We start from the raw sequence: 21,727 nt of genomic DNA, 5'->3' as shown, positions 1-21,727 counted from the left end.
TTAAAGGTCTTTTTCGATTAGTTGGGTAAGTTCTATAAATTGTTGAACGTTTAATTGTTCTGGTCGTTTACCAAAGATACTATCTTCTCTCAAATTATCACTTAAATTCAATGTTTTTAAACTATTACGAATTGTTTTTCGACGTTGTTGAAAGGCCATTTTAACCACTTTAAAAAATAAAGCTTCGCTACACGGCAACGTATAATCTGGTTTTCTGGTTAACCTTAAAACACCTGAATCTACTTTTGGTGGTGGACTAAACACATTAGGAGGCACCGTAAACAAATACTCGGCTGTGTAAAAGGCTTGTGTTAATACTGATAAAATACCATATACTTTACTGCCTTCTTTAGAGCAAATGCGTTCGGCAACTTCTTTTTGGAACATCCCTGAAAACTCAGGTATTTGGTCCTTCATTTCTAAAGCTTTAAACACTATTTGTGACGAAATATTATAAGGAAAGTTTCCAATAATGGCAAAGGGTTTGTCCTTAAAAACCTGATTTAAATCGTACTTTAAAAAATCCTTTTCTATAATCCTTGGCGCCAGGTTTAAGTAGTTTGCTTGCAAGTAGGTTACCGATTCGGTATCTATTTCAATGACATAGGTTGTTACTGGCTTTTTAAGCAAATACTTGGTAAGCACACCTGTACCGGGACCTATTTCCAAAACCAATTGGTAGCCATTCAATGACAAGGTATTGGCAATATTTTCAGCTACCTTTTCATCATTTAAAAAGTGCTGCCCTAAATGCTTTTTTGCTCTTACTTGATGATGATTGGTGTTATTTGCCACGTATTAGGGAGTGTTACATGCTTAAAATGCGAAGATAAAGATAATGCTTTAGAAAAGCTTATTTAAAAGCCACCGAATATTCATCAATTATCTGAAGCTCTGTTCTAAAAGCCAATACTTTATCAGCAAACTTTTTCAATCCGGCATTCCTTAATCGCTCTGCATCTTCTCTATAATAGGCGTCCAATGCCTCACGAGAATAGGTTTTGTATTGTACAGAATATGTAATACCTCCCATGTCCTCTTCAACCAAAACCCTAGTAAGTGTGGCCTTCTCAAATTTACCTGTAGCTAATACTTGAGGTATATGTTCCTTTATCCAAATCAACCATTCGTCATGAATGGACTCATCAATGTTTACTGTAACGTTATATATGTACATTGGGTACTTGCTATTAGTTTATAAAATCTCCCCGTAATGCACGATAGCGCTTTCTGGCATCAATAAAATAAATACTATCGGCATGGTTAAAAATAATTTGTTCATAAAGTCCTTTGGCTTCTTCGGGCTGATTTAAATGCTTTTCAAAAATTTCAGCTAATTTAAAACAGGCATCATCTACTAAAATGCCATCCCTGTAGTTCTCAATAATACCTTCATAGTTGGCTTTGGCTTTATCAAAAGCACCTTTTGCTTCAAACAGTTGTGCCTGTTTATAAAGTGCTTGGGGTATAATGGGTTCGGTTTTGTGCGCACTCAATATTGTGTTCAATAATAAAATCGCTTCTTCATTTTTATTTTGAAACGCCAATAAATCTGCTTTGGCATAAAGTCTCAATGCCGTTTGTAGGGAATCTTCATATTTATTATCTGAAATAAGCAACTTTAAATCCAACGCATCATTGGCAATAAGCTGCGATGTGGAAGCTTTTAAAATTTTTAACTGGGATTCTGCCCATTTAAAATCCCCTTTGTAATAACTTGTTTTGGCAACTTTATAGCGTGCTTCCTGCGAAATGGTACTGTTCTTTAAGTTTCGTTGAATTTGGGTATAGTAAATTAAGGCATCATTAAACTTTTCCTGCAACACCAATATATCGCCCAACTCTAATTTCACTTCGGCTTTTTGTTGTTCAGACAAAGGCAGTTTTAAGGTGTTTTCTAAAAAGACAGTTGCTTTTTCAGTATCATTTTTATAAAATGCCAAAAAATGGGCATAGGCTATTTGTAACCTTAAAGTTTGTGAAAACAGACCATAATCACTAAACAAGGCCAGGTATTTAGAATCTATAGCATCGTATTGGTCCTTGGCAGCTTGTTTGGTTTCCAATTGAAGTAAATTGTAATGCGCATCAAGCAATACATCTAAATCTTGGGCTGTATTGGTTATAAAGGTAAAAATCGTTTTGGCTATCTCGTTCTCATTTTCTTGGGATGCTATAAGCGCCAGTTCATGAATCTTTCCTAAACTTTCTGGTTGCCTGTTAAAGATCGCCTTTTCTTGAATAAAGGCTTTATTAAAATCCTTTTGTTGAATAAAGAGCCAACTAAGCAACTCATTCCAGAGTAAATTGGGTTCTTGCTGTATTTTTTTTAGCAAAATTTTTCTAAAGGTTATATTATTTTCCTGGTCACCATCTTCGCTTATAAAATCGCTAATAGCTCTTTTTATATTAATTAGTGCTATGGGATTGGTTTCAGCAAACTCAATATAACTGGTAAACATTTTTTCTATATTACCTTGTTCACCATACAACTGTGCCAACTGGTAATTAAAGTTATAATCAGGGTTTAACAGCATGGCTTTTTCATAAGCCACAATGGTTTGGTCTATAAGTGCATGTTCTTTAAAGCTTCTAGCAACTGTAAATACATGACTTGGATTTATATCTATACTGGCAATGGCCGCTTCGTAATTGGTGTTGGCATTTTCCAGATCATTCTTAAGTTGGTAGTTATACCCAAGTTCCACCTTAAAAGCGGGGTAATTAATGCGTGCCATAAGCTTTAATAAAAAGGCTTCGGCTTCGTTATAGTCTTCCAATTGCTGGTGGCAGGCTACTATTTGAGTAATGTAAGCAATACTTGCGGGCGATTGGGAATATAGCTTTTTATATTCATACAAGGCCTTCTCAAAATCACCATTTTTAAAATATTCCTTAGCCAGTGCATCGCTTTGTGCAATCACTGGTACGCTAAAAAATAGTAATAACATAACAATAAGTCTCATACTGTAAAGATAACAAATGCCCTATGTTGAAGTTGTAAATATAATTATAAAAAATGCCCGAATAAAATTCGGGCATTAACCAACCAAAATAAATGTTCCATTAACTACCGTTAATATTAAAAACGATGTAATTATCGATTGGGGACAATCTTAAACCCTTGTTTGAACAAGTGTTAAAAATCTCTAATAAAATCTTTTTACTTATTTGCCAAAGCAACTATTTTATCTTCAGACTTAGATATCTCGAAATCTGAAAACAACACTTTGCTGGCGAAAAAGATCAATGTAACCAAAATTACAAGGCGTTTAAAATTTTTCATGGTTAGTAGGTTTAATAGATTTGGTGCAACTAACTTCTGAATTTTATTTAAAAGCGCAAAAGAAAAGCTAAAAAAATCGTCAAATAACGTATTAATGTTGCATTTTATCGAATTTTTTTAAGTCAAAACCCATAAATAGTAAGATTTTAATGCTTTTCAACTAAAGTGTTAAACCTTCTTAATCTATGATTTTAAACCCTGTATAGGGTTGCAAAACCTCTGGAATAACGATACCATTTTTGGTTTGGTAATTCTCTAAAATACCTGCTAATACCCTAGGCAAGGCCAACGAGCTACCATTTAATGTATGTGCCAATTCATTTTTACCGTCACTATTTTTAAAGCGTAGTTTTAAACGGTTCGCTTGAAAGGTTTCAAAATTGGATACTGAAGATATTTCCAGCCATCTATCCTGGGCTGTAGAGAATACTTCAAAATCATAGGTTAGGGCTGAAGTAAATCCTAAATCGCCCCCACACAATCTTAATATTCTATAGGGTAGTTTTAATGCTTTCAAAATGGTCTTTACGTGTGCAACCATGCCATCCAATGCTTCATAGGATTTACTAGGATGTTCTACACGCAAAATTTCAACTTTATCAAACTGGTGCAATCTATTAAGGCCCCTTACATGGGCTCCATAACTCCCTGCTTCGCGGCGAAAACACGGTGTATAACCCGTTACAGCTATCGGCAAATCACTTTCATTTAGCACCACATCCCTAAATATATTTGTTCCGGGCACTTCTGCCGTTGGTATTAAATATAAATTATCTTCAGTTACATGGTACATTTGCCCTTCTTTATCAGGTAGTTGTCCTGTGCCAAACCCCGAAGCCTCATTAACCAAGTGTGGCAATTGATATTCGGTATAGCCTGCAGCTGTATTTATATCTAAAAAATAAGCAATTAAAGCACGTTGCAATCTAGCACCTTTGCCTTTGTAAACTGGAAACCCCGCTCCAGTTATCTTATTGCCCAATTCAAAATCTATAATATCATATTTCTTGGCCAATTCCCAGTGTGGCAGGGCCCCTTCAAATAAAACGGGAACATCACCTTCTCTGTAAACTTCTTCATTATCAGCATCGGTACCGCCCTTAGGAACCATCTCATTGGGTACATTGGGAATCTTATAAAGCAATTCATTTAAGGCATTGGCTTTATTATTAAGCGCATCGCTAAGCTCTTTAGACAAAACTTTTAACTGTCCTGTTTTTTCTTTAAGGGCATTGGCCTCTTGTGCTTGCCCAGACTTAAACAAATTCCCTATTTCTTTTGATAAGGTATTGGATTCAGCTAAGGTATTATCCAATTCAGATTGAATTCGTCGTCTGTCTTCATCTAATGTAATAACCTCTTGAATCATATCGGTAGCATCTATATTGCGTTTTGCCAGCCGATGTATCACCAAATCTTTGTTTTCTCTAATAAAAGGGACTTGTAACATGTCTTAAAAATTTAAGCGACAAATTTAATGAATTGTACAGATATTTCGAGCTCTTTTAAGCGTAAAATAAATTAATAATCCAGTGATTTTATATAACTAAGTGATGTTTCTTTATCCTTTAACAATTGTGCTTTCAAGGCTTCTATCGATTCAAATTTTTGCTCATCGCGAATGCGGTGCAACACATCAATTTGAATGGTTTTGTTGTATAGATCATCATTAAAGTCAAAAAAATGCACTTCAATACTTTCCTGGTTACCGCCAACTGTTGGCTTGGTTCCTATATTCATCATCCCAAAAAGCGACTTCCCATTTATTTTGGCACGAACAACATACACTCCATGCTTGGGTATTAATTTATAATCTTCTTCTATACTTATGTTAGCGGTGGGATATGCCATTTGCCTGCCCAAAGCCTTGCCTTTTACCACCTTTCCCGTTAACATAAAGTTGTAACCTAAAAAGGCATTGGCTTTATCTATATCACCCGCATTTAAAGCCGTCCTAATTTTTGTAGAACTTACAGCCACATCATCGATGTCCTGAGCCGATATTTCTTCAACCTCAAACCCATAAAGGGTTCCAAACTTTTTTAAATCTTTAATATCGGCATTTCTGTTCCTCCCAAACCTATGGTCATAGCCTATAATTACTTTTTTGGCATTTAAGGTATCCACCAAAATTTCCTTTACAAAGTCTTCTGCCGACAAGCGGGAAAAAGCTTTTGTAAACTCCTTGATAAGCAAAAAATCCAAGCCCAAAGTATCTAAAATATGGCGTCGTTCACTAATGGTATTTATCAATTTAATACCAGAATCCTTTTGCAGTACCATACGCGGGTGGGGAAAAAAAGTAAGTATAACCGATTTCAATCCTTCCTGCTTCCCTGTATTAATGAGACGTTTTATAATTTTTTGGTGTCCTATATGCACACCGTCAAAAGTTCCAATAGTCACTACTGTAGGACTCATGGATTGGTATGCTTTAATATTTTTTATCTCGCTCATAAAAAGCCTTTAATTGCTAATATGACTAAAAAAAGTTAGATTTGCTATCAGCAGTTACAATTTGCCTTAAATTTTGTTATAAAACACCTATGAGATTTAAACCCACACTAATATATGGCTATCATCTATGGTGTTACATTGTATGTAATATTAAATAAATATAATTAGATGAACGCAAAACTACATTATGTTTTATCAATAGCAATGTTTTTGTGCATCTTTTCGGTGGCTTCCCAAAATGTTTCTTGGAAAAAAATTCAAACAGTTAAGGACTCAAAGGCTTTAGAAAAACTGCATTTAGACCATTCTAAAATACATGCTTTCACACTTGATTTATCTTCACTACAACAAACAGTCTCATCATCAGCGTTAAGAACTGCTAATAAAAAAACAGAAACACTTGTTAGCATGCCTGGGTTGGATGGCAAACTAATTGTTTTTAAAATTTACGAAGCCCCTGTATTTTCAGAAAGTTTGGCAAAAAAATACCCTAATATTAAGGCGTATATTGGTTTTGCTACCGATAGCTCTGGTGCAAAATTGCGAATGAGCGTATCACCACAAGGGGTACAGACCATGATTTCATATGCTAATAAACCCACAACGTTTATGCAACCCTTAACAAAGGGCTCTAATGAATATATTTTATACAACAGGACTTCAAAAAAGAAACTCGATCTTGGTTTTGATTGTAAAACTATTGGAGATGCTTTTAATGATACATACAACAAGTTAAATAACACTTCAAAACTTACCGCGAATGAAGGTGGAGCCAACAATAAAACCCTTCAAAAATTTAGAATTGCTGTTTCTACCACAGGTGAATATACGGCCTATCACGATGACGGAAACCCTGGAAATGGCGATGCTGTTAGCGATGCCTTGGCCGCCATTAATGCCAGTTTAGCGCGTGTTAATGAAGTATTTGAAACCGATATGGCCATACGCTTTGAGCTTGTTGATGCCACACAAATTATTTACACAGATGCTGAAACTGATCCTTATTCGGATGCCGATATAGGGGTAGATGGCCCTTGGAGTACCCAACTACAAAATACCTTAACGACTGAAGTGGGCAATCCTAATTACGACATTGGGCACTTGTTTGGAGCTTCCGGTGGTGGTGGCAGTGCTGGTTGTATTGGCTGTGTTTGCAATAATAGTTCTAAGGGCAGTGGCTTTACATCACCTGCTGATGGTGTACCCGAAGGTGATACGTTTGATATTGATTATGTAGCCCACGAAATAGGACACCAAATGGGTGCCAACCACACCTATGCTTTTGAGAATGAAGGAACAGGCGTTAATTCAGAACCTGGAAGTGGCACCACTATTATGGCCTATGCAGGACTGGAAGGGGCCAATAATGTTGAACTGAACAGTGACGTATATTTTCATTACCATAGCATTAAACAAATACTTACCAATATTAGTTCTAAAAGTTGCCAAACAACAGAGGGTATAAGTAATAACCCACCCCTGGCAAATGCTGGAATCGATTATCATATCCCCCCTGGGACTCCTTATATCTTAAAGGGTGCGGCAACAGATCTTGATGGTAGCGACAATTTAAGCTACTGCTGGGAACAAATAGATAGTGGTGTTACAAATTACCTGAATTTTGGCCCAGAATTGGCAACAGGTTCTATAAACCGCTCATTGCCACCATCGAGTGAAACCGATCGATACATTCCTAAATTTAGTAGTGTCCTTGTCGGAAACACCACACAAACCAGTCCCACATTGGGCAGTGATTGGGAAACAGCTTCCAGTGTTGCCCGAACTTTAAATTGGGCCTTAACGGTACGCGATAGAAGCCCTGCTTCGGCCACAGGTGGCCAATCCAGTTACGATACCATGCAAATAACCGTAGAGAATGTTGCGCCTTTTACCATAGATAACCCTGTTTCTTGGGCTCAAGGCTCTACCCAAACCATTACTTGGAACGTTGGCGAAACCGACAATGCTACTATTAATTGCCAAAGTGTAACCATACGACTATCAACCAATGGTGGTGCGACCTTCCCTATTACAGTTGCATCAAATACGCCCAATAACGGTTCCTATAGCTATAATGTTCCCGCTATATCCAATACCACTACAGCACGTCTTTTAATTGAGGCCGATGGCAATATCTTTTATGATGTTTCTGATTTTGATTTTTCAATATCGTCCGATCCAGATTTCTTTATGGTTGAGGAGACTTTAGATCCTATTGCCTGTGACGAAACCACTGCTACATTTCATTTTGATTATGTAACTGCCAATGGTTTTTCAGAAACTACGGTGTTTAGTGCTTCAGGCAATCCTGGGAGTTCTTCGGTAACTTTTACACCAAGTAGTTTAAGTGCTTCGGGAAGTGTTACCATGGTGATTAGCAATTTAGATGGTGTTACTATGGGCGATTACCCCATTACCATAACAGGAATAGCTTCTACAATTACAAAAAACAAGGCTGTAACCTTGCCTTTTTATAACGGGCAATGTCTTTCTGAAGCTAATACCGATTATGAAACCAGTACCACATTGGTACAATTTAACACCATTAATAATACTTCGGCCAAACCTTCGGGTTATAGTAATTATACCGCCATTTCTACCGATGTAAATCGCGATAGTGCGTATGATTTAACTGTGCGCGTTAATACCGATGGCGATTTTACCACCAATACCAAAGTGTGGATAGACTGGAACCAAAACTGTAGTTTTGATGATGCTGGAGAAGTCTATGATTTAGGAGATGCCACAAATGTTACTAACGGCATAACAGATGCTTCGGCATATACCATTACTGTTCCCATCAATGCTGTTTTAGGCCAGACCATTATGCGGGTATCTACAAAATATAAAGATGATGGTGTTCCTGAGTCCTGTGAAAATGGATTTGATGGCGAAGTTGAAGATTACACCCTAAATGTTACCCCTACCTTGTCTGTTGAGATGTTTGGATTTGAAAACTTTAGTGTTTTCCCTAACCCCAACGACGGTAAATTTAGCATCAAATTAAATGGCTTATTGGAAAGCTTTATAAATGTTGATGTTTTTGATACTAGGGGGCGGCACATTTACAATAAACAATTCCAAAATATTTTGGGCGATTTTAAAGAAGATGTGCAACTGCGGCAGGTGCAATCTGGTATGTATATTTTAAATGTTAGTGATAGCTTACGTACCTCTACCAAGAAAATAATAATCAATTAAGGCTTCTGTTTATTTTCCATTAAATGCATTCATGGTGTTGGCTATACCAGCTAAAACAAAGGATTTAATAAGCTCGACCGAGGTTTCCAATCGTTCCTTTAGCTTATCGTTTTCGACATCGGTCCATTCCCCGAGCACATAATCTATTTGCTGGCCTTTTTTAAATGTATCACTTATCCCAAATCGGTATCTATTGTACACCGTTGTATTTAATTTATCCTGGATATCCTTTAATCCATTATGGCCACCATCACTCCCTTTTGTTTTTACCCGAATGCTTCCAAAGGGCAAGTTTAAATCGTCTGCAATCACCAATAGGTTTTCTAATGGAATATTTTCTTTTTTTAACCAATACAACACGGCCTTGCCACTTAAGTTCATGTAAGTATTAGGCTTTAAAAGCACAAAACTTCTGCCCTTTAATTTATACCTTGCTATGTCTCCCAGTTTTTGGGTTTCAAAAGTTAGGGCTTCCTTATCTGCAAAATAATCCAAAACCCTAAAGCCAATATTATGGCGGGTATTGGCATATTTCTCTCCAATATTTCCTAGGCCAACTATTAAATATTTTTTCATGACAGTTAGGTCTTCTGTAGTATGCTTCTTTTTAAAGTATGCTGCTAAGCTCTTAAACATCCTTTAGTTTCAATTTCTGTAAAAATAAAAAAGCATCCCGAATAAAACAGGATGCTTTTAGTATTTAATTAAGAATGTGTTTATTCTTGAGTTGCTTCGGCTGCTGGAGCTTCTGCACCTTCAGCGCCTTCAGCTGCTGCCGCTGCTGCTGCTTCTTCCTCTTCTTCTTCAAACTCGTCAATAGAAGTTCTAGAACGTCTTACAAGACAAACCACCGTGTTATCTGGGTGCATAAACCTGTAAGCATCATTTTCTAAAGTTGTAATGTAAAGTTTGCTACCAATTTTAAGTGGCGTAATATCGGCCTCAATAAAGTCGGGCAAATTAGCAGGTAATGCTTTTACTCTCAAGCTACGTCTGTTTTTACGTAATACACCACCATTTTTAACACCACGGGAGTTACCAACAAACATTACTGGAATATCCATAGTAATTTCTTTGTCTTCAAATAACTGGTAAAAATCGATGTGTAAAATTTTATCGGTTACCGGGTGAAATTGAATGTCCTGTAAAATGGCATTAAATGATTCACCGTTTTCTAAAGCAATCACAACTGTATGCGCATTGGGCGTGTATACAAGTTTGGAGAATGCTATTTCATCCGCTGAAAAATGAACTGGCTTATCTCCTCCGTATAATACGCAAGGAACCTGACCAGCATTACGTAAGGCTTTTGTTGCTTTTTTGCCCACGCTTTCTCTTTTAGATCCGTTGATTGTAATTGATTTCATGTGTTTATTTATAAAATATAATTAATATTCTTTTGTTAATGTCACCACTCGGGGGGACTTACATAATAAATTTAGAACTAATAGATTGGTTATTATGTACTTTTTCCATAACCTGCGCAAATAAATCGGCACAGCTTAATACTTTAATTTTGTTACTTACTGACTTTACAGGAATCGAATCTGTTACAATAAGTTCTTGCAATTTAGAGTTTTCCAAACGCTCATATGCGTTACCAGATAATAATGGGTGCGTACAAATAGCCCTAACGCTAAGGGCCCCACGTTCCATCATTAAATCGGCCGCCTTAGTTAAAGTTCCTGCAGTATCCACCATATCGTCAACCAACACCACATTTTTTCCCGTTACATCCCCAATAAGTTCCATATGCGAAATAACATTGGCCTTAGCACGTTGTTTATAACATATTACCACATCACTCTCCAGAGCTTTAGAATACGCATAAGCACGCTTAGACCCTCCCATATCGGGTGATGCAATCGTTAAATTTTCAAGGTTTAAGCTCTTTAAATAAGGTAGAAAAATAGTAGATGCAAATAAATGGTCTACCGGTTTTTCAAAAAACCCTTGAATCTGGTCGGCATGCAAGTCCATTGTTATAATACGCGTTGCCCCTGCAGCTTCCAACATCTTTGCAACAAGCTTAGCTGCTATAGGCACCCTGGGTTTATCCTTTCTATCTTGCCTTGCCCATCCAAAATATGGCAATACTGCTGTAATATGTCTGGCCGATGCCCGTTTTGCAGCATCAATCATAAGCAACATTTCCATTAAATTTTCAGGACCTGGGTTTGTAGAACCTATAATAAAAATACGGGTTCCTCTAATGGACTCCTCATAGGACGGCTGAAACTCGCCATCACTATAGGTAGAAGTAATGACATTACCCAGTTCTGCTCCAAAAGCTTTCGCTATTTTCTCTCCAAGTACTTTACTTTGGGTACAAGCAAAGATTTTAGCTTCTGTTATAACAATTGGCATGTTAACTTGTTGTTTTATAATGATAAAGCATCCTTATTTTTAACGAGGTGCAAATTTATACATTTATTTTAACCTAAAAAGTATATTGCTTGGTATTTTTATGCTTAATATGGAAATTTTATATATTTTTGCTGTCCACTTAAAGCTCAAGTGGCGGAATTGGTAGACGCGCTGGATTCAAAATCCAGTTCTTTCGGGAGTGTGGGTTCGATTCCCACCTTGAGTACTTTTAAAGCTTCGCTTTAACACAAAAACCTGTAGATTTATAAATCTACAGGTTTTTAATTTTTATTCAGCACCAAACTAAATTCTATTCTTTATTTAGTTCAAAAATGATTTATACTGGAAAATATTTTGCAAATCAATTGAATGATTGATCGTGCTACTATAAAAATATGGGACACTAATGCAGGTGCCGTACTCTGGGATGAGGCTACTCAATCAGCTAGTTTTGATTATCTCACCCACCAGATAGATTATAATTGATTAGAGGTTATTGATTTCAACGATCTGTATTATGTCCCAAAAACATGCTTTTTTTGGAACACAACACAAGAAGCATCGAAACTTATTGCGTTTACCAAAGAATAGAAATCATTTTAAGAGGTAAGAATTAAAATATTCACAACTTATTTATCTCAATTTCAGCCGCAGAACTTTACCTATATGAGTAAGCACCGCGACTGAAAACCGAGACTGCCTACTGAAACCTACCCTCCAAACACCACCACAACAACATCACTCTGTTGCCCAACCTCATCATCATTCTTCAATCCAATGGCCATATACTCGCGGGTTTCGGGAGTAGACGGGTCTTGTAGCGGGCGCTCGTCGTAGTACGGACTTTTCGTATCGCGTCCTAAAAAGGTCCATCCCTCGGTGCCTTTTAGGCGACTGTAAATGTTTACGCCCGTAAAGCCTTTTTTGGTGAACCTGATCACGACATAGCCTGGATATACCTCGGCGGTTAGTTCCGTTTTCATGGTTCTTAGATCGTTAACGGACACCTCGCCAATAATCCCCAAATCCTGACCCATGCTCTCGGTATACCCAGGACTGGACTTAAAGAATTTGGCGGTGTTGCGAATATCTGCAACGGTCTCACGTTGCAGCGTCTTTTTCTCCTGCCGTACCCGATCTAATTCAGTTTTGGCGGCATCCACGGCATCAAAAGCCGCGATTAAGGCATCGCATTGGGTGGTTTTCTCTGTGACCAACTCGGGGGTCAAACTCAGCGTTTCGCCATACGTTGCTAGTTTTAGTTTATAGTTTTTAAGCCATTGTATTAAGGCGCCTTTTTTTCTTGGTATAAAATCTTTTATCATTGTTTTTAATTTTTAAATTAATTCTTGTTACTGCTAACGCATCTGGCGTTAACAATTTTGGGCACGGTGTTGGGGTTAACGCTGTCTTTGTTAGTACTAACGGTAACGCTGTTGGTACTAACAGACACCTGGTTGGCACTAACGCTCACGGCGTTGTGCCCCCAAAGGGCTTGCTGGTGCCAACTAGTGCCCCGTTGGTATTAACCATGTGTTGGTTAGGGCCAACAGGCCTCCTGTTATAGCTTATGGGGTAGCTGTTGGTTTCAACGGGCTACACATAAGTGCCAACACTTTGGGCATTCGTGCCAACACCGTGCTTGTCGGGTTGTTAATCTTGTTTCTAAGTCATAGGCATGGGGTTTAAAGGGTTATTTGTTTATGGGTTTGAAGTAACGCGGCGATCTGTCATGCTGACGAAGGTCAGCATCTCCGTATCACCCATTACTAATTAATAATTATTAATCCGGTAATGATCCCCACCGCCAGGCCCCCAGCCCCAAAGCCCAGCGCATTCCAAACCGTCTTGCGTTTTTGTTTCTTGAACTGTTCGTTCATTAGTTTTAGCTCGGTGTCCTTTTGGCTTAGGGCGATGTCGGCTAGTAATAACTGCGTTTTTACCTGGGTATAGCCTGCCTTGCATAACGCGATGAGTTGTTTGTTGTTTTCGTTTTTCTCCTGTAGTACGACCTCTAACAGGTCTATCATTTTTAGGTTGTAGTCCGTAAGTTGGATTAATACCTTTATGGGTTCATGCTGTATGGTTGTGGTGTCTATGTCTAGCTTTGGGATTTGTTGGGCTTGGAGGCTTTTACAGGCTAGAATAATTAGTATTATTATAATTGATTTTTGCATTTTATTTGTGTTATATTTTTGATTTTGATTGGGCTTTTCACCTTTCCCCTAAGCTTCCCTTCCAGTACAGCTTAGGTACCTTTCCTCAAGGAAAGGAATTACCTGTCGATGGTGGTCTCTCTTTAACTCCCGAACTAAGTGGCTTATTTGCTTAAAGCCAGCCTGAAAATAGCTGATAACTATTACCACAGATCTAGGACAAAACACCCCTGATGGGAAATTCCTTCCCTTTTGAGGGAAGGTGGCAATAGTTTTTCCGAAAAAACTATTGGCGGAAGGGTGATTGTAAATATTATGTGTTTCATGTTTCAAGTTTTTTGTTTCAAGTTATGCTTACTGTTGTGTTAGTTGGTTTGGAGTTAAACTCCCCGAGCTTACGCGCCGCGTAAGCATCCCCTCTTCGAAAAATGGAAGAGGGGAGCCATCTTGCCTGCTTGTTAATTTTAGCGGAGGATTTACATACGCCGCTAGATTTTTAATGCAAGCTAAAGGGGCTCCACCCTTTAGACAAAGGGTGGCGTTCTGCGCCCTAGCGCAGGACGGGGTTTGACCTATCACAAATCACTCATCAATAATTATTAATTTTCCTTTCCTGATTTATCCAACCAAGCCTTTAGCTTCTCCAAACTCCCCCGCCACTCCACCAAAACCTTCTTACTCGCTTCATCCAATTCCACATCCCGGGCCTCATAGCCTTCCAACTGCTTTTCTATGGCCTCGATGTATGCTCTTGCCTTGCGTAGTTCGTCCTGTACGGTTTTGGTATGGTTCTGCGATTGCAGCAGGGCTGTCTGCATGTCCTTATTCTCGCGCCATTGGTAAACGTTAAAGAGCAGGGTGAGTACAGCGATGAGCCAGCCTAAAAAATGCCATAGGTGTTGCGGGCTTCCAGGTAGAAGCGTTGGTTTTTTTGTTATTAAATTCATTGTATTAATTGGTTTAGTTTGGTCGCCTGTCACATTGAGCATTGTCGTAGTGCTGAAAATGACGGCTTGTTAAGCCCTTCGACTCCGCTCAGGGTGACAGGGGGATTGCCGGTTAAACTTGTCAATTTCATGCACCGGTTAATTTATTTAACAAAACGCTCAGGGTGACATTGTAACTAAAATCCTCTCACATTTCCAAAATGGTGGCTCGGAACCCCGAATCATCATTACCCATACATTCTACGCCTTCTATCTGCGGTAGCTCTTGCAAGGCAACCATGAGTTCTGTAACGGCCGAGGGTGTGGTGTGTACCCCCAGGGTGATTTGCCGCTCGTTTAGGGTAAGGATGGTGTAGGGCATGTGGATGCTGTCCAGCCAACTGTAGAGGTCGGTAAGCAGCTGCGGGAACACCCAGGCGTTGATACTGAGTTTGAAGTCCCGGGGTGCTTTTTGCGGGTGCTCGGCGGCCAGGCCCAGTGGAGTGGTTTGGTTATTGTAGTTATAGGTATGGTCAAACTCGTAGTCTTGTGGTGGGTGGATCTCCCAGAGGTTATGCCGCCAGGCGTCTTTTAGGTCTTCTAGCTCGTTGGTGAGCGCTTCGTTGTTTTGTTTATGGAGCCGGAGGTTTGTTTCTAGGGAGGTTATTTTTCCTTTGGCTTGGTCTAAGTCTTCCCAGGCCTGAAACATGCGCTGTTCGGCTGCTTTTATTTTAAGCTGTTGTTGTTGGTTTTTGTAAAACAGATGCCCAATGGTGATTAGCATGACCAGGCTTACTGCCCAAACCAGAGCTTTTAAAAGGGTTTGGCTATTCTTTTTTGGGATTGTTGGCTCTTGGGCCGTAGGTGTTGTTGTCATTATTTTAGATTTTAGGGTTTAAATGTTTCGTTGGTTGTTGTAGCGTTGGTTAGTTGTTTTCTCACTCGGATGTGATTACTCATAACTCTGAATTTGTAAAGTCTTTTCACTTTTCACTTTTATCATGTTGGATGTTTTTTCATATTTTAAGTTTTAGTGGTTAATGGTTGCTTTTATTATTATTTGTTTCATTACTTTTTTTATTCGTCCATTCTATTTTTTTAGAGGAACTCATGATATGCTCCGCAGTTCATTGATGAAAAAAGTAACCAAAAAAATCTAGGCTGATTTGCCCTTCCGCCATCTGGCCCGTTCACTAAAAATGTCCACAGGACATTTTCTTGACGTTCCGTCCTCTTGAAAATCCGCTCCAAGGCTCTATCATGCGCGTTGCAACCGCTACGCTAGGCAACGCTCCACAGCCACCGCTTCGCCTTGAACGCCTTCGCGCCATCTGGCTCCTGCACTAAATCTTTCTACTAGAAAGATTCTTAACGCTCGGCCCTACTACGGAATTAAAAATAGGCCGTTTACCTGCCTCATGGCCTGTGATTTCCGATTGGTGTCTCTTCTCTTTTATTAATTTCGTCTGAGTAAGCAAACTCTGAACTTTGAACTCATAACTTGCCAACCCACATTTCGTTTGTTTTTTAACATTTTTCATTTTTTGTTAGTTCTTTAATGTTCAGCCTAATGGCTCCTCCCTTTTTTCAAAGGGAGGTGGCCCACGCCCTAAGCGTGGGACGGAGGGTTAAACCCAACCATCAGCAAAAATCAATCGTATCATCAATCGTAAATATCTGTTCTGATTTGTAACGACTTGGCGAATATCTGACCTTTTCTATAATCCTTTTCAGGGGTTTTTCGTATTACGGGAATTTTTTTTTCGTTCAAATAATAAATCCACGGCTTTCTGCTGTTTTTATGCAGAAAACCGTGGATTGAGGTTTTAAAATTAATGTGTATTATTTTTTACCGTCGTTTCTATCCATGCGCCGTTTAAGGCATTCCTTGAGGAAGTTTAAGAACTTGGTGGGGTCTTCTCTACGGCATATCTCGGTATAGCGGGCTTGGTGGTTGCCTAAATTGGTATGGAAGGCTGTTTCCAGTACTTTTACAATCTCGTCTTCTGTGGCGTGGCCGTGGTTTATGGTACCGCTTTCTGCGAGTGCATACGCCACTTCTACCATATAGCTCTTACGCCCGGTGTATGTTAAACTTATAAGCCCTTTGCTGTCTTTGGCGTTGCCTACTGTACCGGGCTTTAAGCGTTCTATTTCGCGTTGCAACTTTGCTATTAACTTTTCATAGGCGATTAGGGTTGCCATGATGATGTCGCCACGGGAGGCCATATCTTTTATGGCCAGGAATTGGTAGGGCTCGGGTATGGTGGCTACGCGGTGGTGTTTTTGGGTAAAGTGCAAGACTTTAAAGGCTTGGTCGTCGCGCTGGCAGTCCATATAGAACTCCCGGTGCCGGCTTAGGTAACGTTCCAGACGCTTTATTTGTTTTTGTAAAAACTGTATTTGTACGGCGGCGGTGCCTCCCGGCCACTTGCTTAGTATCTTTTGCTGCTCTATGGTGTAGATATAGGGGGCATTAATTTGCGGGAGTTGGTGCATGTAAAATTCTATTTCGTCATTCTGGGTTTTAAAGCCTTCTTGGTTTACTTTTTCTATAACTTGGCATTGGGTACTTTCATAACATGCTCTAATAAGCTCGGTTCTTTGGTACATGTTGGGGGTACTGGTTTCTATGGCTTTAAATTGGTTTTCTTGTTGTTTTATAATGGTATTCATTTTGTTAGTTTAAAAATTATTTATTGTTGTGTTAGCTTCAATTTATAATTTTTATTCTTTCTTCTTCAGCCTAAACCTGCGTGCGGAGCAAGGGTGTAGGGGTGTTTTCCGTGGTCCATAAGCCATGACCAGTTTGTAGGTGTACGGGGTTCCAAACCCGTTGTTGTTTTAGTTGTGGCTTTTGGGTTTTGTGTTGTTGGTCTATGTCATGTGTCTTGGTTTTATGGGTTGTACTTTTATATGTTTTAGTGCTGTTTCTGTTTCTTTTCATTTTATCTACTCATACTCTTTAGGATGCACTATATATTTTTGTAAATTGGTATCGTCAAGATATAATTTTGCGGCTCTTTTAATATCCTCTAAAGTCATCTTATCTAAAAAATCAAATTGTTCTTTGGAATTATCAAACTTTTCATCATATTCATAGCTCTGTTTTAATCTTCTAACCATTAACAAGTCTGAATTTAATTCGCTTTTTAACTCTGCTTTAATCTCTTTAATTGCAGAATTAAACACATTAATTTCAGGACCAAACTCCTTTAACCTAATAAATTCTATTAATGCATAAGAAATTAATTTATTTGTAATACTAGGTTCACAATCAAATACAATACTGAAACAAAAGTCTCCATAATCTTTAGATTTTCGTTCTATAGAAAGTCCGCAACTTGGACTATAAGTAGCCCCTTCTTTAGTTCTAAGCCTATTGAATATCGAAAGATGTAACGAGTGTCTTAAAGCTTTAAGAACTAAAATATTACTTATGTTATAATTAAAATATTTACTACTAGGAAAGAGTAGTTTAACAATTGACTTATCATAATCTCCTGAATAAATTATACTATCTAGTTTATTTTTGTCAACATCTTTATTTTCTTTTATAGTTTTTGTTTCAAGATCTTCTTTAGTAGGTAGATTGCTTAAATATTTAAATAAAAGCTTTTGAATTTGATCTACGCTAAAATCTCCTGTTATGTAGAATGTAAAATTATTTGCATTTGAAAACCGATCTTTAAAAAGCCTAATTAGATCATCTTCTTTAATTTTTTTTATTTCTTCAAAACTTAGATCATTCTTTTGGCTATTGTTTCTCACAAAACTATTGGATAGTACATCTCGTTTCGATTGTATGATGCGCTTCATTTCTGATAACCAATCCGAATAGATTTGACTATCTACTTTTGGACTATTAAAATATAAATAAATGAGCTGAAACATAATTTCAAGATCATTGATTGAACTGTAGGCATTAATTTCCTCTGATTGGTCCAAAATTGAAAAAGTAACATCAACCTTCTTGTCTTTTAAATAATCCCGCAATTGAAATCTATCGAAACCACCTACACCACTTTTTTTAATTATACCTGCTGCATACTTAGCTGCAATCTTATCTGCCTCCTCGCAATCAGACAGACCCCCATGACTATAACCGAGCAATCTTACCTTATTTGATTTGTCCGAGGTAGGACTTAATACTATTTTGGGGCCTTTTAAAAAGGAAAAAACTGTAACTGAAGTGTCTGTTTCCCATTTCCATTTGGAAAGCATATTAGGAGTGTTTTTAGCTTTAACAACTTCATTTGCATACACCAATGAGTCTATCTTTTTAATTGCCAATGGCTTAAAAATTCCAAGGTCATTATCTTTTGCTTCTAATATCCATTTCTGAATTAGTTCCTTATTGGGTATATTTTCCAAACTTTCTGTTGGGGGAATAATAATTACATCATATTTACTATCCATCCATTCGGAGATGTTATTATTAACTAAATCTAAGTCAATCTCATCCAATAATTTGTTTACTAACTTTTGTTCATAATCAATTGAAGGAATGGAACTTCCATAAACGAAACTTTCTATAATTTTACGAGCTAAATTATTGCTCTGTTTGCTGTGGCTCAAATCTCTCTTGTAATCAATTCTTAACCTTTCTTTTGCCCTTTTTAGTTCTCCTTCCATAAATCCATATCGCTTAATTCGTTCTTGTTCTTTAAACAACATTTTTAATTTGCCCTCAATTTCTATTGGGGTATTGGCATTGACAGATAAGTTTAAAATATCCAATTTTGAGCCTTCGTAATTTTTATAAACATAACTTTTAAACCCATTATTTTTATTGTATTGACGCAATCCTGCAGCCCTAACCCTTAAGATATCTTCACATAATTTATCCAAAATCATAGATTTAAAATCTATTGTAGTGCTTATTTGGCGTTTACCCGTTTTTTTATAATAGAATTCAATCTCTATTTCTTTACTCAAATTATTAGGTATTACATAAGACCTATTTTCAGAATTAGTTTTACCGGTCCATATTAAAAGAAAATCATTACAATTTAAAGAGATAGGGAGTGAGCTTGGTTTCTCAAGCTCACTAAACACCTGTCTTACATTTTTTTCAACTGTATTTACATTAACATTTCCAACAATCACAATAGACATTAAATCTGGCCTATACCAATTTTTATAAAACTCCAAAAGGTTAAAGTGATTAACATCTTTCATATTCTTCATAACACTGTTAAATCGACGATCAACACCATTATTAATTACATTTGTTATTATTGGGTCCTTATCCAAAATTAACTTCATGGTTTCATTTTCTCCTCTATGCCTATATTCAGCTTGTATGACAAAACATTGAGTATCTATTCGTGAAGAATCAAACTCTATATTATCAGACCAGTCTTTAAGCAAACGCAAACAATTGTTAAGTAATATTAAATCATTTGAAGGAATTTTAATCTTATACACTGTAAACTCGTTAGCAGTTGAAGCACCAACATCATGACCAAAACGTAAACCTATATTGGATATATGGTTTTGCAAACTATCTCCCGGAAATTTTTTAGTTCCTTCAAATGCTAAATGCTCTACTAGGTGAGAAAACTCTATTTGAGAATTATTTTCATAGTACCTACCAACTTTTACAACAAGCCTCAGCTCAATTATATTTTCAGGAGTATTGTTTTCCTTTATATAGTAAGTCAACCCATTATCTAATTTACCTACTCTCAATTCGGGATCGGTAGGCATAAGTATATTTTGAAATAAACCTTGCGATTGTATTATAGATATATTAAAATTTAGAAACGACAATAGTAGTACAATTCTGGAGTACATGTTTTTGTTTTTTTAGAATATATTTATCAATAACCTGCATTTTGATTTCCTAAAAAAGGGTTTTTATCCAACTCGCTTTGTGGAATAGGATATAATTGATCTTCTGTAGACCAATCCGTTTTATAATTCAAGATTTCAGTTGCTCTGCCATTACGTTTTAAATCCAGCCATCTATGTCCCCATTCTGTAAACAATTCTACTTGCTTCTCATGTTCAATTAACAACAAAAGGTCATTACTACTGATCGAGGGATTAGTTTCTTTAATTTTATCTAATCCAGATCTTGTACGAATCATATCAACATCATCTATAGATTCTGATAAATCGCCCAAATGAGCACGTGCTTCAGCTCGTATAAGATATTGTTCTGCCAATCTAAAAACCATGCTGTACTCTGTGAGAGGAACAGGAGGATTACTGTTTATTCCTCCTAACCTAATTTTATACTTAAACGGATAATAGTAAGTAGAATTAATATTTCCTACCCATTTCGTTTTTCGAACATCTGCTGCTTCAAAAGATTCCATAAGTTTAGATGTCATTTGAAAAGGTCGAGATGAACTAGTAGGAGCTCCTGTTAAAATAAAGACGTTACCTTCATTAGTATTTCTTCTGCTTCCTGTAGGTCTTAGTTGCCAAATAGCCTCATTGCTTGTTTTTAGAAAAACGTTATTTAAATCAGGTTCTAATGTATAATTATTGTTTTCTATTAATAAAGTTGAGTAGTCAATTGCCTTTTGCCAATCAGTTTGATATAAATAAAGCCTAGATAATAAAGCGATTGTAACGTTCTTATTAGGTCTTACTCTCTCATTTGATATATTATCATTATTTAGAAGTGACAGTGATAAAGTTAAATCTTGCTCAATTTGATTATATATTGTAGATTCTGACAAACGTTTTACCTTAGAATTAACCTCATAATTCGTTGATGTAACCAAAGGGACATCTCCATACAGATTTACCAAATAAAAATAAGTAAACGCTCTTGTAAACAATAACTCTCCTTTAAGTTGACTCTTAATGTCTGAGGTTAATCTTGAAGAACTTTCAATACCTTCTAAAGCACTATTAATAGCATAAATTGTATGGTACATAGATTTCCAAAGGCCTAAAACATTAGTGTTTTCTGGCAAAAGTCTATTTAATTCAAATGACTGCCAATCTTCTGACTGTGGAAAATAATGAAGTTCATCAGCTGAAAGAGCGCAAAGAGCTGTTACACTAGAACTACTGCCGCTAGCATAGCTAATTACATCTGAGTACATATTGCTATAAATTCCTGTAACAGCTGAGGTTGCAGTTATATCATTATCAAAAACAACACTTTTTAAAACTTGTGATTTTTGGACATCGACTTCTATTATATCTTCGCAAGAATTAAGAATTATAAACAGAAAAGCATATACATAAATAGAGTTTTTTCTAATCAAACCCTCAACTATACTTATTTTTATATTTTTCATAATCATTATATTTTTATGTGTTTTAACATTATATACCTTTTGAAAGTAGGATGTTTGATATATTTTATT

General features: G+C 37.1%; 17 protein-coding genes and 1 tRNA gene. 2 read left to right on the top strand and 16 right to left on the bottom strand.

Going from position 1 to position 21,727, the window contains the following annotated elements:
• The 5 genes from rsmA to AC5SR4_RS07505 all read right to left on the bottom strand — a co-directional run bounded on the left by rsmA (window position 1) and on the right by AC5SR4_RS07505 (window position 5,743).
• The gene (gene rsmA / locus AC5SR4_RS07525; protein ID WP_495358923.1) at window positions 1-795 is read right to left on the bottom strand and encodes a 16S rRNA (adenine(1518)-N(6)/adenine(1519)-N(6))-dimethyltransferase RsmA; all 795 of its coding nucleotides are present in this window, start codon (window positions 793-795) and stop codon (window positions 1-3) included.
• 58 nt (window positions 796-853) lie between these two features.
• The gene (locus AC5SR4_RS07520; protein WP_495358922.1) at window positions 854-1,177 is read right to left on the bottom strand and encodes a DUF4286 family protein; all 324 of its coding nucleotides are present in this window, start codon (window positions 1,175-1,177) and stop codon (window positions 854-856) included.
• Between the two features lie 13 nt (window positions 1,178-1,190).
• Complete coding sequence (locus AC5SR4_RS07515; RefSeq protein WP_495358921.1) at window positions 1,191-2,951, bottom strand: tetratricopeptide repeat protein; 1,761 nt, start codon at window positions 2,949-2,951, stop codon at window positions 1,191-1,193.
• 513 nt (window positions 2,952-3,464) lie between these two features.
• The gene (serS, locus tag AC5SR4_RS07510; protein ID WP_495358920.1) at window positions 3,465-4,736 is read right to left on the bottom strand and encodes a serine--tRNA ligase; all 1,272 of its coding nucleotides are present in this window, start codon (window positions 4,734-4,736) and stop codon (window positions 3,465-3,467) included.
• A 71-nt stretch (window positions 4,737-4,807) separates the two neighbouring features.
• Window positions 4,808-5,743: a bifunctional riboflavin kinase/FAD synthetase gene (locus AC5SR4_RS07505; protein ID WP_495358919.1), complete on the bottom strand. Its 936-nt coding sequence runs from the start codon at window positions 5,741-5,743 to the stop codon at window positions 4,808-4,810.
• Window positions 5,744-5,911: 168 nt separating this feature from the next.
• Between AC5SR4_RS07505 and AC5SR4_RS07500 the strand changes: the two genes are divergently transcribed.
• Window positions 5,912-8,944 (top strand): zinc-dependent metalloprotease, encoded by a 3,033-nt coding sequence (locus AC5SR4_RS07500; protein ID WP_495358918.1) that lies wholly within the window; start codon window positions 5,912-5,914, stop codon window positions 8,942-8,944.
• A 9-nt stretch (window positions 8,945-8,953) separates the two neighbouring features.
• Here AC5SR4_RS07500 and pth read toward each other — a convergent pair whose 3' ends face one another.
• The 3 genes from pth to AC5SR4_RS07485 form a co-directional block, all read right to left on the bottom strand.
• On the bottom strand, window positions 8,954-9,580 hold the full coding sequence (gene pth, locus AC5SR4_RS07495) for an aminoacyl-tRNA hydrolase (protein WP_495358917.1): 627 nt from the start codon (window positions 9,578-9,580) through the stop codon (window positions 8,954-8,956).
• A gap of 80 nt (window positions 9,581-9,660) precedes the next feature.
• Window positions 9,661-10,311 carry a 50S ribosomal protein L25/general stress protein Ctc gene (locus AC5SR4_RS07490; RefSeq protein WP_495358916.1) on the bottom strand — a complete coding sequence of 217 codons (651 nt, stop codon included), beginning with the start codon at window positions 10,309-10,311 and terminating at the stop codon, window positions 9,661-9,663.
• A gap of 58 nt (window positions 10,312-10,369) precedes the next feature.
• The gene (locus AC5SR4_RS07485; RefSeq protein WP_495358915.1) at window positions 10,370-11,311 is read right to left on the bottom strand and encodes a ribose-phosphate pyrophosphokinase; all 942 of its coding nucleotides are present in this window, start codon (window positions 11,309-11,311) and stop codon (window positions 10,370-10,372) included.
• Between the two features lie 144 nt (window positions 11,312-11,455).
• On the opposite strand from AC5SR4_RS07485, the gene AC5SR4_RS07480 reads away from it, so the two are divergent.
• Window positions 11,456-11,537, top strand: a tRNA-Leu gene (locus AC5SR4_RS07480).
• A gap of 484 nt (window positions 11,538-12,021) precedes the next feature.
• Here the strand turns inward: AC5SR4_RS07480 and AC5SR4_RS07475 are convergent.
• The 8 genes from AC5SR4_RS07475 to AC5SR4_RS07440 all read right to left on the bottom strand — a co-directional run bounded on the left by AC5SR4_RS07475 (window position 12,022) and on the right by AC5SR4_RS07440 (window position 21,658).
• A complete protein-coding gene (locus AC5SR4_RS07475; RefSeq protein ID WP_495358914.1) occupies window positions 12,022-12,348 on the bottom strand; it encodes a hypothetical protein in 327 nt (108 codons plus the stop codon).
• A 732-nt stretch (window positions 12,349-13,080) separates the two neighbouring features.
• Window positions 13,081-13,488, bottom strand: coding sequence for a hypothetical protein (locus tag AC5SR4_RS07470; protein ID WP_495358913.1), 408 nt, complete (start codon window positions 13,486-13,488; stop codon window positions 13,081-13,083).
• A 578-nt stretch (window positions 13,489-14,066) separates the two neighbouring features.
• Window positions 14,067-14,456, bottom strand: coding sequence for a hypothetical protein (locus tag AC5SR4_RS07465; RefSeq protein WP_495358912.1), 390 nt, complete (start codon window positions 14,454-14,456; stop codon window positions 14,067-14,069).
• A 145-nt stretch (window positions 14,457-14,601) separates the two neighbouring features.
• The gene (locus AC5SR4_RS07460; protein ID WP_495358911.1) at window positions 14,602-15,270 is read right to left on the bottom strand and encodes a hypothetical protein; all 669 of its coding nucleotides are present in this window, start codon (window positions 15,268-15,270) and stop codon (window positions 14,602-14,604) included.
• A gap of 965 nt (window positions 15,271-16,235) precedes the next feature.
• Entirely contained in the window at window positions 16,236-17,069 is an 834-nt protein-coding gene (locus tag AC5SR4_RS07455; RefSeq protein ID WP_495358910.1) for an RteC domain-containing protein, read from the bottom strand.
• A 70-nt stretch (window positions 17,070-17,139) separates the two neighbouring features.
• A complete protein-coding gene (locus tag AC5SR4_RS07450) occupies window positions 17,140-17,340 on the bottom strand; it encodes a hypothetical protein (protein WP_495358909.1) in 201 nt (66 codons plus the stop codon).
• Between the two features lie 5 nt (window positions 17,341-17,345).
• Window positions 17,346-20,105, bottom strand: coding sequence for a M16 family metallopeptidase (locus AC5SR4_RS07445; protein WP_495358908.1), 2,760 nt, complete (start codon window positions 20,103-20,105; stop codon window positions 17,346-17,348).
• A 113-nt stretch (window positions 20,106-20,218) separates the two neighbouring features.
• Complete coding sequence (locus tag AC5SR4_RS07440) at window positions 20,219-21,658, bottom strand: RagB/SusD family nutrient uptake outer membrane protein (protein ID WP_495358907.1); 1,440 nt, start codon at window positions 21,656-21,658, stop codon at window positions 20,219-20,221.
• Window positions 21,659-21,727 lie beyond the last annotated feature (69 nt).

It is taken from the genome of Aestuariibaculum scopimerae (assembly GCF_059428085.1).
The sequence above is the reverse complement of the archived record's forward strand: the minus strand, read 5'-3'. Positions and strand labels throughout refer to the sequence as shown.